At 41.5% G+C, this 13,157-nt stretch carries 14 protein-coding genes; all 14 read left to right on the top strand.

Annotated elements, in window-relative coordinates; all coding sequences use genetic code 11:
- The first annotated feature begins 92 nt into the window (after positions 1-92).
- The 14 genes from smc (at position 93) to sucC (ending at position 13,155) form a co-directional block, all read left to right on the top strand.
- Positions 93-3,659: a chromosome segregation protein SMC gene (smc, locus tag RCG24_RS08360; RefSeq protein ID WP_308078859.1), complete on the top strand. Its 3,567-nt coding sequence runs from the start codon at positions 93-95 to the stop codon at positions 3,657-3,659.
- A gap of 19 nt (positions 3,660-3,678) precedes the next feature.
- Positions 3,679-4,665 carry a signal recognition particle-docking protein FtsY gene (gene ftsY, locus RCG24_RS08355; RefSeq protein WP_202653903.1) on the top strand — a complete coding sequence of 329 codons (987 nt, stop codon included), beginning with the start codon at positions 3,679-3,681 and terminating at the stop codon, positions 4,663-4,665.
- Between the two features lie 124 nt (positions 4,666-4,789).
- Positions 4,790-5,122, top strand: a complete 333-nt coding sequence (locus RCG24_RS08350; RefSeq protein ID WP_202654326.1) for a putative DNA-binding protein — start codon at positions 4,790-4,792, stop codon at positions 5,120-5,122.
- A 12-nt stretch (positions 5,123-5,134) separates the two neighbouring features.
- Positions 5,135-6,487 (top strand): signal recognition particle protein, encoded by a 1,353-nt coding sequence (gene ffh, locus RCG24_RS08345; protein WP_202653904.1) that lies wholly within the window; start codon positions 5,135-5,137, stop codon positions 6,485-6,487.
- Between the two features lie 108 nt (positions 6,488-6,595).
- Positions 6,596-6,868: a 30S ribosomal protein S16 gene (gene rpsP, locus RCG24_RS08340; RefSeq protein ID WP_202653905.1), complete on the top strand. Its 273-nt coding sequence runs from the start codon at positions 6,596-6,598 to the stop codon at positions 6,866-6,868.
- 10 nt (positions 6,869-6,878) lie between these two features.
- Positions 6,879-7,109: a KH domain-containing protein gene (locus RCG24_RS08335; RefSeq protein WP_202653906.1), complete on the top strand. Its 231-nt coding sequence runs from the start codon at positions 6,879-6,881 to the stop codon at positions 7,107-7,109.
- Between the two features lie 83 nt (positions 7,110-7,192).
- Entirely contained in the window at positions 7,193-7,579 is a 387-nt protein-coding gene (locus RCG24_RS08330; protein WP_202653907.1) for a YlqD family protein, read from the top strand.
- A gap of 14 nt (positions 7,580-7,593) precedes the next feature.
- A complete protein-coding gene (rimM, locus tag RCG24_RS08325) occupies positions 7,594-8,112 on the top strand; it encodes a ribosome maturation factor RimM (RefSeq protein ID WP_202653908.1) in 519 nt (172 codons plus the stop codon).
- The gene (gene trmD, locus RCG24_RS08320) at positions 8,112-8,852 is read left to right on the top strand and encodes a tRNA (guanosine(37)-N1)-methyltransferase TrmD (RefSeq protein WP_202654327.1); all 741 of its coding nucleotides are present in this window, start codon (positions 8,112-8,114) and stop codon (positions 8,850-8,852) included. The genes rimM and trmD overlap by 1 nt, the downstream gene beginning before the upstream one ends.
- Before the next feature lie 142 nt (positions 8,853-8,994).
- Positions 8,995-9,339 carry a 50S ribosomal protein L19 gene (rplS, locus tag RCG24_RS08315; protein ID WP_202653909.1) on the top strand — a complete coding sequence of 115 codons (345 nt, stop codon included), beginning with the start codon at positions 8,995-8,997 and terminating at the stop codon, positions 9,337-9,339.
- Positions 9,340-9,519: 180 nt separating this feature from the next.
- Entirely contained in the window at positions 9,520-10,080 is a 561-nt protein-coding gene (gene lepB, locus RCG24_RS08310) for a signal peptidase I (protein WP_202653910.1), read from the top strand.
- A gap of 19 nt (positions 10,081-10,099) precedes the next feature.
- On the top strand, positions 10,100-10,966 hold the full coding sequence (gene ylqF, locus RCG24_RS08305) for a ribosome biogenesis GTPase YlqF (protein ID WP_202653911.1): 867 nt from the start codon (positions 10,100-10,102) through the stop codon (positions 10,964-10,966).
- Between the two features lie 24 nt (positions 10,967-10,990).
- Positions 10,991-11,776: a ribonuclease HII gene (locus tag RCG24_RS08300; protein WP_202653912.1), complete on the top strand. Its 786-nt coding sequence runs from the start codon at positions 10,991-10,993 to the stop codon at positions 11,774-11,776.
- A 218-nt stretch (positions 11,777-11,994) separates the two neighbouring features.
- Complete coding sequence (gene sucC, locus RCG24_RS08295) at positions 11,995-13,155, top strand: ADP-forming succinate--CoA ligase subunit beta (protein ID WP_202653913.1); 1,161 nt, start codon at positions 11,995-11,997, stop codon at positions 13,153-13,155.
- The last annotated feature ends 2 nt before the right edge of the window (positions 13,156-13,157 follow it).

Genomic DNA, 13,157 nt, shown 5'->3' with positions numbered 1-13,157 from the left:
GTATCGCTTAATAAAGTTAAAAACAAAACAACATAGAATGGTCAAATGTTTTAAGAGGAGAAATCCCTAAGCATTTTTGGGAGGATTATTGAATGTTTTTAAAACGGTTGGATATTATTGGCTTTAAATCATTCGCTGACCGTATCAGTGTCGATTTTGTAACTGGAGTCACAGCGGTCGTTGGGCCGAATGGGAGCGGCAAAAGCAATATTACGGATGCCATCCGCTGGGTATTGGGGGAGCAATCAGCCAAGTCGCTCAGAGGCAGTAAAATGGAAGATATTATTTTCGCGGGCAGCGATACGCGAAAACCGCTGAATTTTGCTGAAGTGACCTTAACGCTTGATAACGAGGATCAAGGACTGGCGATTGATTACAATGAAGTAAGTGTTACACGAAGGGTATCCCGCTCAGGAGAGAGTGAATTTTTTATTAATAAACAGCCGTGCCGCTTAAAGGACATCGTTGACTTATTCATGGATTCCGGACTTGGCAGGGAAGCATTTTCGATCATCAGCCAAGGAAAAGTGGAAGAAATTTTAAATAGCAAGGCAGAGGACCGCCGAACCATTTTTGAAGAAGCAGCAGGAGTCTTAAAATATAAAAACCGCAAGAAAAAAGCAGAAGGAAAACTGGCGGAAACACAAGAAAATTTAAACCGTGTCCATGATATTCTTCACGAGTTGGAAAGCCAAATTGAGCCGCTGAAAATTCAAGCCTCGATGGCTAAAGACTATTTGGAGAAAAAAGAAGAGCTTGAAAAATTTGAAGTAGCTTTAACCGTCTATGAAATTGAAGAACTAAATCAGAAATGGGAAAACCTTACTAAACAGTTTGAAGACCATCAGCAGGAAGAATTGAAGCTATCTAGTGAGCTTCAATTAAAAGAAGCAAAAATTATTGAAACAAGAGAGCAAATTTCCGCTTTGGACGAGTCCATTACGGAACTGCAAAACGTCCTTCTTTATGCCAGCGAAGAGCTGGAAAAGCTGGAAGGGCGCAAGGAAGTATTGAAAGAGCGGCGGAAAAATGCAGCACAAAATAAAGAACAATTAAAAATGAACATGGCCGAATTAACGGATAAGATTACCGGATTAAAGGAGAATCGGGATTCTTTAGCGGTAACCGTCGGACAACTCGAGGAACAGGTAGGTAAACTAAAGGAGCTGTTAAAACAAAAACAGGAAAAGCTCCAGTTGTTTGCCGAAAACATTGATGAAAAAATTGATAGCTTAAAGGCTGAATATATTGAACTGTTGAATAAGCAGGCTGGTGCCAAAAACGAATTGAAATACATTGAGGAGCAATTTCAACAGCAGAAAAGAAAAATCGTCCGCCTCGACGAGGAAAACGCAAGGTTTCTGTCAGAGCGGCAAAAAGCCGAGAAGAAAAGGTCTGATATACAAACCCGGCTGGAAGAGGCCGGCCGGAAACTTGATGCTCAAGTAGCCGGCTTTCGTGAGCAACAACGGCAGCTGGAAGCCTTAAAAAAAACTTTCCAAAAGCAAGAAAAAACCTTGTATCAAGCCTATCAGCTGCTGCAACAGGCCAAATCGAAAAAGGACATGCTTGAAGAATTGGAGGAAGATTATTCGGGCTTCTTCCAGGGTGTTAAAGAAGTGCTGAAAGCCCGCGGCAACAAGCTGCAAGGAATTGCCGGCGCTGTTGCGGAGCTTATCCAAGTTCCGAAAGAATATGGAACAGCACTGGAGACTGCCCTTGGTGGCTCTTTGCAGCACATTGTCGTCGATACCGAGACGAACGCACGGGCGGCCATACAGTATTTAAAGCAGCATTCATTTGGCAGAGCGACCTTTTTACCACTGAGTGTTATTAAGGGGCGGTCTTTGTCTCAGACACAACTGTCATTGATTCAGAATCACCCCTCTTTCGTTGGCACGGCTGTCAGTCTTGTTCAGTTTGAAAAAAAATATTCCGATGTCATGAACAATCTATTAGGCAGTGTCGTCGTTACGACAGACCTAAAGGGTGCCAATGAATTGGCGAAAATTCTCCAGTATCGCATTCGCGTTGTGACGCTTGACGGCGATGTTGTCAATCCCGGCGGGTCGATGACCGGCGGTGCCGTTAAACAAAAAACATCTTCATTGTTAACAAGAAAAGGTGAGCTTGAAGAGCTGACAAAGAAACTTGCGATCATGGAGGACAAGACTGCATCTCTTGAGCAAACTGTTAAGTCGTTAAAAGAGGAAATCCGTCTCGGTGAATTGCAGCTTGAAGCAATAAGAAAGTCCGGGGAGGAATTAAGACTTTCAGAACAAACCCTAAAAGGGGATCTTCGTGAAGCCGAGCTGGAAGAAAAAAATATTAATGAACGTCTAGCCATCTATGACCTTGAAAAAGAGCAATTTTCAGAAGAAATTAGCGAGTTAACCAAAAGAAAAGAAACCAATACCCAAGTATTGGCGATGTTTCAAACGCAAATTTCCGAACTTGATAAACAAATAGTCCAACTAACAGAGCAAAAGACGAGTGAACTGACATCAAAAGAAACACTTATCACGGAAATAAACGAGTTAAAGATTGAATTTACTTCAAAGAACGAGCAATATATCCATTCAAAAGAACGGCTTGCTGCAATCGAATCAGAGTTGCGGGAAAGTGAACAAAAACTGTCTGTTCTTACCGAGGATTTGGAGCTTTTATCGACAGAAATGTCGAGCAGTACCTCAGGTGAGGAGCAATTGGAGGCTGCAGCTAAAAGAAAACAGCAGGATAAAGAAGCAACCTTACAGTTAATTACGGCGAGAAGACAGGAGCGACTGGAACTCCAAGATACCTTGGAAAACTTGGAAATTGAAACTAGAGAAGTCAAGCGGCTTCATAAGGGCATGACGGTTGTATTAAAGGATGAGGAAGTAAAACTGAACCGCTTGGATGTAGAACTGGAAAACAGATTAGCCCGCTTAAGAGAAGAATATTTGTTGTCTTATGATGGTGCAAAGGAACAATACCCACTTACAATTCCTGTTGAGGAAGCGCGCAAGAAGGTTAAGCTGATTAAACTGGCCATTGATGAACTCGGCAATGTTAATCTGGGGGCGATTGAAGAATACGAGCGCGTTTCCGAACGCTATGAGTTTTTAATTGTCCAAAAGACAGATTTGCAGGAGGCAAAGGATACGCTTTTCCAAGTCATCGACGAGATGGATGAGGAAATGAAAAAACGTTTCAAGCAAACATTTGATGGGATTCGTGAACATTTTGAACCTGTTTTTCGCGCGCTTTTCGGCGGCGGTAGAGCAGACCTGATTATTACGGAACCCGAGGATATTTTAAATACAGGTGTTGAAATTGTTGCTCAGCCGCCTGGTAAAAAGCTGCAGAATTTAGGGCTGCTGTCAGGAGGAGAACGGGCGTTAACAGCGATTGCCTTATTATTTTCGATTTTAAAGGTCCGACCTGTGCCTTTCTGTATTCTTGATGAAGTAGAGGCAGCCCTGGATGAAGCCAATGTCCAGCGTTTTAGTCAATATTTAAAACGGTATAGCAGCGAAACCCAGTTTATTGTCATCACTCATCGAAAGGGAACCATGGAGGAGGCCGATGTCCTCTACGGTGTAACCATGCAGGAATCAGGTGTTTCAAAGATGGTATCTGTTCGTCTGGAGGATACAAAAGAACTGGTAGAATCTTAATGTAAGGGAAGTGACGGGTATGAGTTTTTTTAAGAAATTAAAAGAGAAAATCACAAAATCTACTGATTCCGTGACCGAAAAGTTTAAAGACGGGCTGACCAAAACAAGGTCCAATTTTTCCGGGAAAGTAAATGATCTGATTGCCAGATATCGTAAAGTGGATGAAGACTTCTTTGAAGAATTGGAGGAAATTCTTATTCAGGCCGATGTCGGCTTTGCGACGGTAATGGAGCTAATTGATGAGTTAAAGCTGGAAGTCAAACGCCGGAATATTCAAGACCCTGCGGAGGTCCAAAGTGTCATTTCCGAAAAATTGGTGGAAATATATAATTCAGGTGAAGAACAATCCGCGCATTTAAATATTCAACAAGACGGGCTGACGGTCATTTTATTTGTCGGCGTCAATGGTGTTGGAAAAACGACAACCATTGGAAAGCTGGCACACAAGTTTAAGAACGAAGGAAAAAAAGTTCTGTTAGCAGCAGGAGATACGTTTCGTGCCGGTGCGATTGAACAGCTCGAGGTTTGGGGTGACAGAGTTGGGGTTGAGACGATCAAACAGGCAGAAGGTTCCGATCCTGCAGCGGTAATGTTTGATGCGATTCAGGCGGCAAAATCACGCAAGGTCGATATCCTCCTTTGTGATACCGCTGGCCGGCTGCAAAACAAAGTTAACCTAATGAAAGAGCTGGAAAAGGTAAAGCGGGTCATTGAACGGGAAATTCCTGGAGCACCGCATGAAGTCCTGCTTGTCCTTGATGCAACTACCGGACAAAATGCTTTAATCCAGGCGAAAACCTTTAAAGAAGCAACCGCTGTTAGCGGGATTGTCCTGTCAAAACTGGATGGTACCGCGAAAGGCGGGATTGTCCTGGCGATTCGAAAAGAGTTAAATATCCCGGTAAAATTTGTTGGTCTCGGTGAGAAAATGGATGACCTCCAGGAATTTGATGCCGAAAAATATGTTTACGGATTATTTGCCGATCAAGTGGAGAAAGCAGAATAATTGAAAAATATAAAGAAATTATTGTAAACGGGATTGTAAAGACATTTTCTTGACATAAACATTTTCGCTGTGTAAACTCTTTGTAAAGGCTTTTAACTTAACATAAAAGGGGGACCTGGGCATGATACTGGAAAAGACAACACGAATGAACTACTTGTTTGACTTCTATCACTCGTTGTTAACGCCCAAGCAGCAAAGCTATATGTCTCTCTACTATCTTGATGATTACTCTCTTGGTGAGATTGCCGAAGAGTATGATGTCAGCCGTCAAGCCGTTTATGACAATATTAAACGAACGGAAGCAATGCTCGAGGAATACGAAGAAAAGCTGTTATTACTGCAAAAATTTCACGAGCGTGCCGGACTTTTAAAAAAAATGAAAAGGCTGCTTCTGGAGGAAAACCCTTCAAAGCAGGAATTGCTTGATACAATAGTCGAGCTGGAGAATTTAGATTAGGAGGCGGCGCTGATGGCATTTGAAGGATTAGCCGACCGACTGCAAAGTACGATTCAAAAAATCCGTGGTAAGGGAAAGGTTTCAGAAGCGGATGTAAAAGAAATGATGCGAGAAGTTCGTCTTGCTCTTCTTGAGGCAGATGTTAACTTTAAGGTCGTCAAGGATTTTGTTAAGAAAGTCAGTGAACGTGCTGTCGGACAAGAGGTACTGAAGAGCTTAACCCCCGGACAGCAAATCATTAAGATTGTAAATGAAGAATTAACCTCGCTTATGGGCGGCGAACAGAGTAAAATTGCCGTTGCCAGCCGTCCGCCGACTGTTATCATGATGGTGGGTCTGCAGGGTGCCGGGAAAACAACGACAACTGGAAAGCTCGCCAATTTGCTGCGCAAGAAATACAATCGCAAACCATTGCTGGTCGCTGGAGATATTTATCGCCCTGCTGCAATAAAGCAACTGGAAACTCTTGGTAAGCAATTGAACATGCCAGTTTTTTCATTAGGGGATCAAATAAGTCCGGTGGAAATAGCCAGAAAGGCGATTGAGAAAGCAAAAGAGGATCATAACGATTATGTTCTGATTGATACGGCAGGCCGGCTTCATGTTGATGCGGCGTTGATGGATGAGTTAAAAGAAATCAAGGAATTAACAAAGCCTGATGAAATTTTTCTTGTCGTTGATGCCATGACAGGACAAGATGCCGTTAATGTTGCTCAAAGCTTTAACGAACAGCTCGGGATTACCGGGGTTGTATTAACAAAGCTTGATGGCGATACCCGCGGCGGGGCGGCTTTATCGATTCGGGCAGTGACGGAAAAGCCGATTAAATTTGTTGGTCTTGGCGAGAAATTGGATGCCCTTGAGCCGTTTCACCCGGAAAGAATGGCATCGAGAATTTTGGGCATGGGCGATGTCCTGACACTAATTGAAAAAGCGCAGTCCAATATTGACGAACAAAAGGCCAAAGAACTAGAGCAGAAAATGCGGACCGCAACATTCACCCTTGATGACTTTTTAGATCAGCTTGCTCAAGTCCGCAAAATGGGTCCGCTTGATGAATTGTTAAAAATGATGCCAGGCGCAAATAGAATCAAAGGTTTAAATAATATTCAAATCGATGAAAAACAAATCGCTCATGTAGAGGCAATCATTAAATCGATGACGAAGGATGAAAAGCTTCGCCCTGAGCTCATGAACTCGAGCCGCAAGCGGAGGATTGCCAAGGGAAGCGGCCGGACTGTAGCTGAAGTAAACCGGTTGCTCAAGCAATTTGAAGAAATGAAAAAAATGATGAAGCAAATGTCGGGCATGCAGCAAAAAGTAAAGAAAAAAGGCGGCTTTAAATTCCCGTTCAAGCCTTTTTAAAAAAGTAATTTTTGGAAATAATGAGCGTAAAGAAAAAAACCTTTACAACATAATACCTATCTGTTAATATTATTTCTTGTGTGAAACTATTCGGAGGTGCTATTAATTATGGCAGTAAAAATTCGTTTAAAACGTATGGGAGCAAAGAAAACTCCTTTCTATCGTATCGTTGTGGCTGATTCTCGTTCTCCTCGTGATGGACGTTTCATTGAAACAGTTGGTACCTACAATCCGGTTGCAGAACCAGTTCAACTTGAAATCAATGAGGAACTCGCTCTTAAATGGCTGCAAAATGGTGCGAAACCATCTGATACAGTCCGTAATCTGTTCTCAAAACAAGGTATTATGGAAAAATTCCATAATGCAAAATTGAGTAAGTAATTGAGTAGCCATGAAAGAATTGATTGAGACGATTGTTAAGCCCCTTGTCGATTTTCCTGAAGAAGTACATGTTGATGTTGAAGAGGAAGATACCCGGATTACTTACCATTTATGGGTAAATAAGGCCGATATGGGTAAAGTGATTGGTAAACAAGGGCGGGTTGCAAAGGCCATTAGGACTGTTGTTTATGCAGCAGGATCATCACAACAAAAGAAAATATTTTTGGAAATTGGTGAGTAGCTATTTGCATCTTGGCGAAAGGGAGGGATTGATTCCTCCCTTTTTTGCTACAGGAAATGCCCCAGTTTAGAGGAGGACTCAAAATGCAGCTAATCCAGACGGTTGTCGTCAAGCAAATATTAACCGAAAGCAGCAAGCAGCAGCTTTTTGATCAATATCAAGCCCACAAACAGCAGCTTCAAAAAGAATGTGATCAACTTCATTTTGAATTAAAACGATTAGAACGAACAAAAACCTTTTCGCCTCAAACACTCAAAAAACATTTTGAAAAAGAGATTCAAATGCGAAAGGAAAAAATAAAGCTGATTGAGTTTCAAATAGAACAGCTGCATATCCTACCTTTAGGAAGCGAATTAAAGGAAAAGGAAGTTCAAGCGCTCATAGAAGTTAAAATAGGAGATGTCTGGAGTACTTCAGGAACCCAACCGACGATTGTGATTAAAGATGGAATTATCGAGGATATAAGATAGAAGGTGAAGTACATATGGAAAAATGGTTTAATGTTGGCAAGGTGGTTAATACCCATGGCATAAAGGGGGAAGTTCGTGTCATTTCCAAGACAGATTTCCCCGAGGAGCGCTATAAAGCGGGAAATAAATTATATTTGTTTTTGCCTAAATCCACTGAACCGCTTGAATTAACGGTTCAAAACCATCGTACACATAAAAATTTTGATTTACTCACTTTTGAAGGGTACGAAGATATAAATTTAGTGGAGAAATTCCGTGAGGGCATTTTGAAGGTGCCTGAATCGCAGTTAACGGAATTGGAAGAGGATGAGTATTATTTTCACGAAATTATTGGCTGCCATGTTCTCCTCCCCTCTGGCGAAGAAATTGGAAAAATTAGTGAAATTCTTACGCCTGGGGCAAATGATGTCTGGGTGGTGAAATCCAAGAGTGGGCAAGAGATTTTAATTCCTTATATTGAAGATGTCGTCAAACAGGTAGATGTCGAAAATAAAACGGTCACAATTGAACCGATGGAAGGGTTATTATCATGATGCAGATTGATATTTTAACTCTTTTTCCCGAAATGTTTTCCGGAGTGCTGGGGCATTCCATGTTACAAAAAGCAGTGGAAAAGTCAGCTGTAACCTACAATGTTGTCAATTTCCGGAAATACGCTGATAATAAACATTCTCAGGTCGATGATTACCCTTATGGCGGCGGTGCAGGTATGGTGCTGATGCCACAGCCAATTTTTGCTGCTGTTGCCGACCTAAAAGAAAAGGCAGCCTGTAAAAAACCAAGAGTGATTCTTCTTTGTCCTCAAGGGACCAGATATGATCAGAAAAAGGCGGAGGAACTAGCCAAGGAAGAACATCTTATTTTTATTTGCGGTCATTACGAAGGATATGATGAACGAATCCGAAAGCATATCGTGACTGACGAGATCTCGATTGGCGATTATGTGTTAACCGGTGGTGAGCTTGCGGCTATGGTGGTAGTCGACAGCGTTGTCCGCCTATTGCCAGAAGTGTTGGGAAATGCTGAATCACATATAAAGGATTCCTTTAGTACTGGATTGTTAGAACATCCTCATTATACAAGACCGGCTGATTTTCACGGTATGAAAGTACCGGATGTGCTCCTTTCCGGGAACCATAAATTAATCGAAGAGTGGCGCAATAAAGAAGCATTGCGGCGAACCTTGGAAAGGCGGCCGGATTTATTAGAAAAAATAGAACTGACCCCACAGCAGAAAAAATGGCTCCAAGAAGTTGAAAAAGAAGTCAACTAGTATTGCGGGGCAGTCATTATTATGGTATTATACATCTTGTGACTTTAGCTGAATTTATTCAGTCTGGTCTTATAACGATGTTCCGCTGTACGGTCGATTCTTATTTTTGTGCATGAGCATCTGTTGGAAGGAGTTGAAAACGATGCATCAATTAATTGAAGAAATCACAAAAGAACAATTGCGTTCTGACCTTCCTGCGTTCCGTCCTGGCGATACTGTACGTGTTCACGTAAAAGTTATCGAGGGTACCCGCGAACGTATTCAGATTTTTGAAGGTGTTGTGATAAAGCGTCGTGGTGGTGGAATCAGTGAAACTTTCACAGTTCGTAAAGTTTCTTATGGAGTAGGCGTTGAGCGTACATTTCCATTACACACCCCAAAAATTGCGAAGCTTGAAGTAATTCGCCGCGGTAAAGTTCGCCGTGCAAAACTTTACTACTTACGTAATCTTCGCGGTAAGAAGGCTCGTATTAAAGAAATTCGCTAATATGAAAAAGAAAGGAGCTTGCCGGGCAAGCTCTTTTTTCATACATATCATTCTCCCGCCATATGTTGAGGGTGACGAAACATTAAATTTTGATTAAAAATTTAAGCCCGTTGTGTTAAATGAATAAAGTTATGTACAATAATCTCAATAATATTTTTTTGTAGGAATGGTGGGTTATGTATGACGAAAAAGAAAAATGAACTCTGGGAATGGACAAAGGCACTGTTAATAGCGGTAGCCTTAGCAGCAGTTATTCGCTATTTTCTTTTTGCTCCGATTGTAGTGGATGGTCTGTCAATGATGCCGACACTAAAGGATCAAGATCGGATGATTGTAAATAAATTAAGCTATCGGATTGGTGAACCAAAACGCTTTGATATTATCGTCTTTCATGCACCCGAAAAGAAAGATTACATTAAACGTGTGATCGGGCTCCCGGGTGATCGAATCGAATACAAAAATGATACTTTATATGTTAATGGGAAAGCTTACAAAGAACCGTATTTGGATCAATACAAGAGCGAAGTGGCGGATGGTCCGCTTACCGATGATTTCAAGTTGGAAGAAACAGCAGTAGGCAGCAAAACGGTTCCAAAGGGCGAATTATTTGTCATGGGTGATAATCGCCGCTATAGTAAAGACTCGCGTCATATTGGTGCCATTCCAATGAGCAAAGTAATTGGAAAGGCTACGATTGTTTTTTGGCCGATAAGTGATGCCCATATTGTAAAATTGAAATAGACGGGAGGATGTGATTCGCTTGACGATCCAATGGTTTCCTGGTCATATGGCAAAGGCTAGGAGAGAGGTCACAGAAAAATTAAAGCTAGTTGATATTATTTTTGAATTGGTTGATGCACGAATCCCGTATTCTTCACGAAACCCGATGATTGATGAGATTATTCAACATAAACCAAGACTAGTTCTATTAAATAAGGCTGATATGGCAGATAAAGAGACAACAAAGGAGTGGGTAGTTTTTTTTGCGGAAAAAGGACTCCAGTCTCTTACAATTAATTCATTGACCGGCGAAGGTTTAAAGCAGCTAACCGCTGCTTCTCGGGAAATTCTCAAGGAAAAATTTGACCGGATGAAAGCCAAAGGTGTAAAACCACGGGCAATACGAGCGATGATCGTAGGAATTCCGAATGTTGGAAAGTCTACACTGATTAACCGTTTGGCGAAAAAGAATATTGCTAAAACCGGCAATACCCCTGGTGTGACAAAAGCGCAGCAATGGATAAAGGTTGGCAAAGAAATGGAACTGCTTGATACCCCCGGGATTCTATGGCCGAAGTTTGAAGACCAGGAGGTTGGGATGAAATTGGCGATAACCGGGGCGATAAAGGATACGTTATTAAATTTGCATGATTTATCCATCTATGCTTTGAAATTCTTAGAACGAGCGTACCCCGAGCGCTTAAAGGATCGCTATCATCTTCTGGAATTGCCGGATGACCCTGTTGAGCTGTTCGAACATATAGGCAGGCTCAGAGGCTGCTTGATGGGTGGCGGGATGGTCGATTATGATAAAGTGGCCGAACTTGTCATCCGGGAAATCCGCTCTGAAAAATTTGGACCGATCTCGTTTGAAAAACCAGGCGATTTTGAGATAACAACTCTGTAAATCTGAAAAGTTAAGGTGACGAATATGAAACGACCGTCGATTGCAGAAATCGAAAAGAATCTGACAGCTATTACGGATGAGCTTCATCCCTATATCCTTGAACTTGAAAAAGATAGCCGGATTGGTGTTCAAAAAAGCCTGAATAAATGGCGGAAATTACGGGAAGAAGAACAGTTTCTTAAAGCCAAATTTCATGAGATGACTCAATATGAACGAAAATTCTGGTTCCAGGGATATCAACTAATTGCCGGTGTGGACGAGGTAGGAAGGGGCCCCCTCGCTGGTCCGGTAATGGCCGCTGCCGTTATTTTGCCGGATAATTTCTACTTGCCGGGGATCGATGACTCCAAAAAGCTATCAGAAAAAAAGCGCGAGGAATATGCGGAAATTATTAAACGAGAAGCTGTTTCAGTCAGTATAGCCCAGATTCAAGCTGATGAAATCGACGAAATCAATATATATGAAGCGACGAAGAAGGCGATGAAATCAGCAATCGCCTCATTACATATCCAGCCTGACTTTCTATTGATCGATGCGATGCCGCTCATGACTCCTTATCCGTCAGAATCAATTATTAAAGGAGATGCCCAGAGTATTTCGATTGCCGCAGCCTCTATTGTTGCTAAAACAACAAGAGATAAGCTAATGAAGGAAATTTCCCTGAGCTATCCCGAATATGGTTTTGAACATAATATGGGATACGGGACAAAGGAGCATTTACAGGCCATTAAGAAATACGGAATAACCCCCTATCACCGGAAATCTTTTTCACCAATAAAAGAAATCTATATGCCAAATCTATTCTCATAAATATATTTTTAAAACAGGCTATTATGCCTGTTTTTTGTTATAGTAAAAAAATAATAATTTCTTATTTTAAAATAATTTTTGGGGTATATACGATTATTGAAGATAAAAAATCTAGAGTAATATAATTTATTGCTTAATGGTAGACAAGGTTAAACTCATTCATATAAAATGAAAACGGAGTCAATTTTTGCAAACAGTAAAATTGAGGAGGATGGGAAATGAATATCCATGAGTATCAGGGGAAAGAGATCCTCAGAAAATATGGAGTTACGGTTCCAAATGGTAAAGTAGCTTTCACGGTAGAAGAAGCCGTTGAAGCGGCCAAAGAATTAGGCACGGAAGTTTGTGTCGTAAAAGCGCAAATTCACGCAGGCGGAAGGGGTAAAGCCGGTGGGGTTAAAGTAGCGAAAAATCTTGATGAGGTTCGTACATACGCCAGCGAAATTTTAGGAAAAACATTGGTGACACATCAAACAGGCCCGGAAGGAAAAGAAGTAAAGCGTCTATTAATCGAAGAGGGCTGTGACATTAAAAAAGAATACTATGTTGGCCTAGTTTTGGACCGTTCTACTTCCCGAGTCGTGTTAATGGGCTCCGAAGAAGGCGGTACAGAGATCGAAGAAGTTGCCGCCAACACACCAGAGAAAATTTTTAAAGAGGAAATTGATCCCGTTCTTGGTTTAATGCCGTTCCAAGCACGTCGTCTGGCCTTCAATATCAATATTCCAAAGGAATTGATTAATCAGGCGGTGAAGTTCATGACAGGACTTTACAATGCCTATATCGACAAAGACTGCTCGATTGCGGAAATTAACCCATTGGTTGTAACCGGTGATGGAAAAGTCATGGCCTTGGATGCTAAATTAAACTTTGATTCCAATGCATTATATCGTCAAAAGGACGTATTAGAATATCGTGATCTTGAAGAAGAAGATCCAAAAGAAATCGAAGCATCTAAATATGATTTAAGCTATATCGCTTTAGATGGAAATATCGGCTGTATGGTTAACGGTGCCGGACTGGCAATGGCGACAATGGATATCGTTAAGCATTATGGCGGCGAGCCAGCAAACTTCTTGGATGTTGGCGGTGGTGCCACAGCTGAGAAGGTTACGGAAGCATTTAAAATTATCCTTTCTGATCCCCATGTAAAAGGTATTTTTGTCAATATTTTTGGCGGAATTATGAAGTGTGACGTCATTGCAGAAGGTGTAGTAGAAGCAGCAAAGCAAGTTGGACTAACAATTCCGCTTGTTGTTCGTTTAGAGGGAACAAACGTTGACTTAGGTAAGAAAATCCTTTCAGAGTCAGGTTTAGACATTACTGCGGCTGAATCGATGGCAGACGGCGCACAAAAAATCGTTTCACTAGTTAAATAGGA

The sequence above is a fragment of the Neobacillus sp. OS1-32 genome (assembly GCF_030915425.1).
GTDB classification, from domain to species: domain Bacteria; phylum Bacillota; class Bacilli; order Bacillales; family Cytobacillaceae; genus Neobacillus; species Neobacillus paridis.
This window is presented reverse-complemented; position numbering and strand designations above follow the sequence as displayed.

Excerpts from the sequence above, each read along its gene's own strand:
- smc (WP_308078859.1), top strand. The coding sequence starts at position 93 with ATGTTTTTAAAACGGTTGGATATTATTGGCTTTAAATCATTCGCTGAC.
- ftsY (WP_202653903.1), top strand. The coding sequence starts at position 3,679 with ATGAGTTTTTTTAAGAAATTAAAAGAGAAAATCACAAAATCTACTGAT.
- ffh (WP_202653904.1), top strand. The coding sequence starts at position 5,135 with ATGGCATTTGAAGGATTAGCCGACCGACTGCAAAGTACGATTCAAAAA.
- rpsP (WP_202653905.1), top strand. The coding sequence starts at position 6,596 with ATGGCAGTAAAAATTCGTTTAAAACGTATGGGAGCAAAGAAAACTCCT.
- RCG24_RS08335 (WP_202653906.1), top strand. The coding sequence starts at position 6,879 with ATGAAAGAATTGATTGAGACGATTGTTAAGCCCCTTGTCGATTTTCCT.
- RCG24_RS08330 (WP_202653907.1), top strand. The coding sequence starts at position 7,193 with ATGCAGCTAATCCAGACGGTTGTCGTCAAGCAAATATTAACCGAAAGC.
- rimM (WP_202653908.1), top strand. The coding sequence starts at position 7,594 with ATGGAAAAATGGTTTAATGTTGGCAAGGTGGTTAATACCCATGGCATA.
- trmD (WP_202654327.1), top strand. The coding sequence starts at position 8,112 with ATGCAGATTGATATTTTAACTCTTTTTCCCGAAATGTTTTCCGGAGTG.
- rplS (WP_202653909.1), top strand. The coding sequence starts at position 8,995 with ATGCATCAATTAATTGAAGAAATCACAAAAGAACAATTGCGTTCTGAC.
- lepB (WP_202653910.1), top strand. The coding sequence starts at position 9,520 with ATGACGAAAAAGAAAAATGAACTCTGGGAATGGACAAAGGCACTGTTA.
- RCG24_RS08300 (WP_202653912.1), top strand. The coding sequence starts at position 10,991 with ATGAAACGACCGTCGATTGCAGAAATCGAAAAGAATCTGACAGCTATT.
- sucC (WP_202653913.1), top strand. The coding sequence starts at position 11,995 with ATGAATATCCATGAGTATCAGGGGAAAGAGATCCTCAGAAAATATGGA.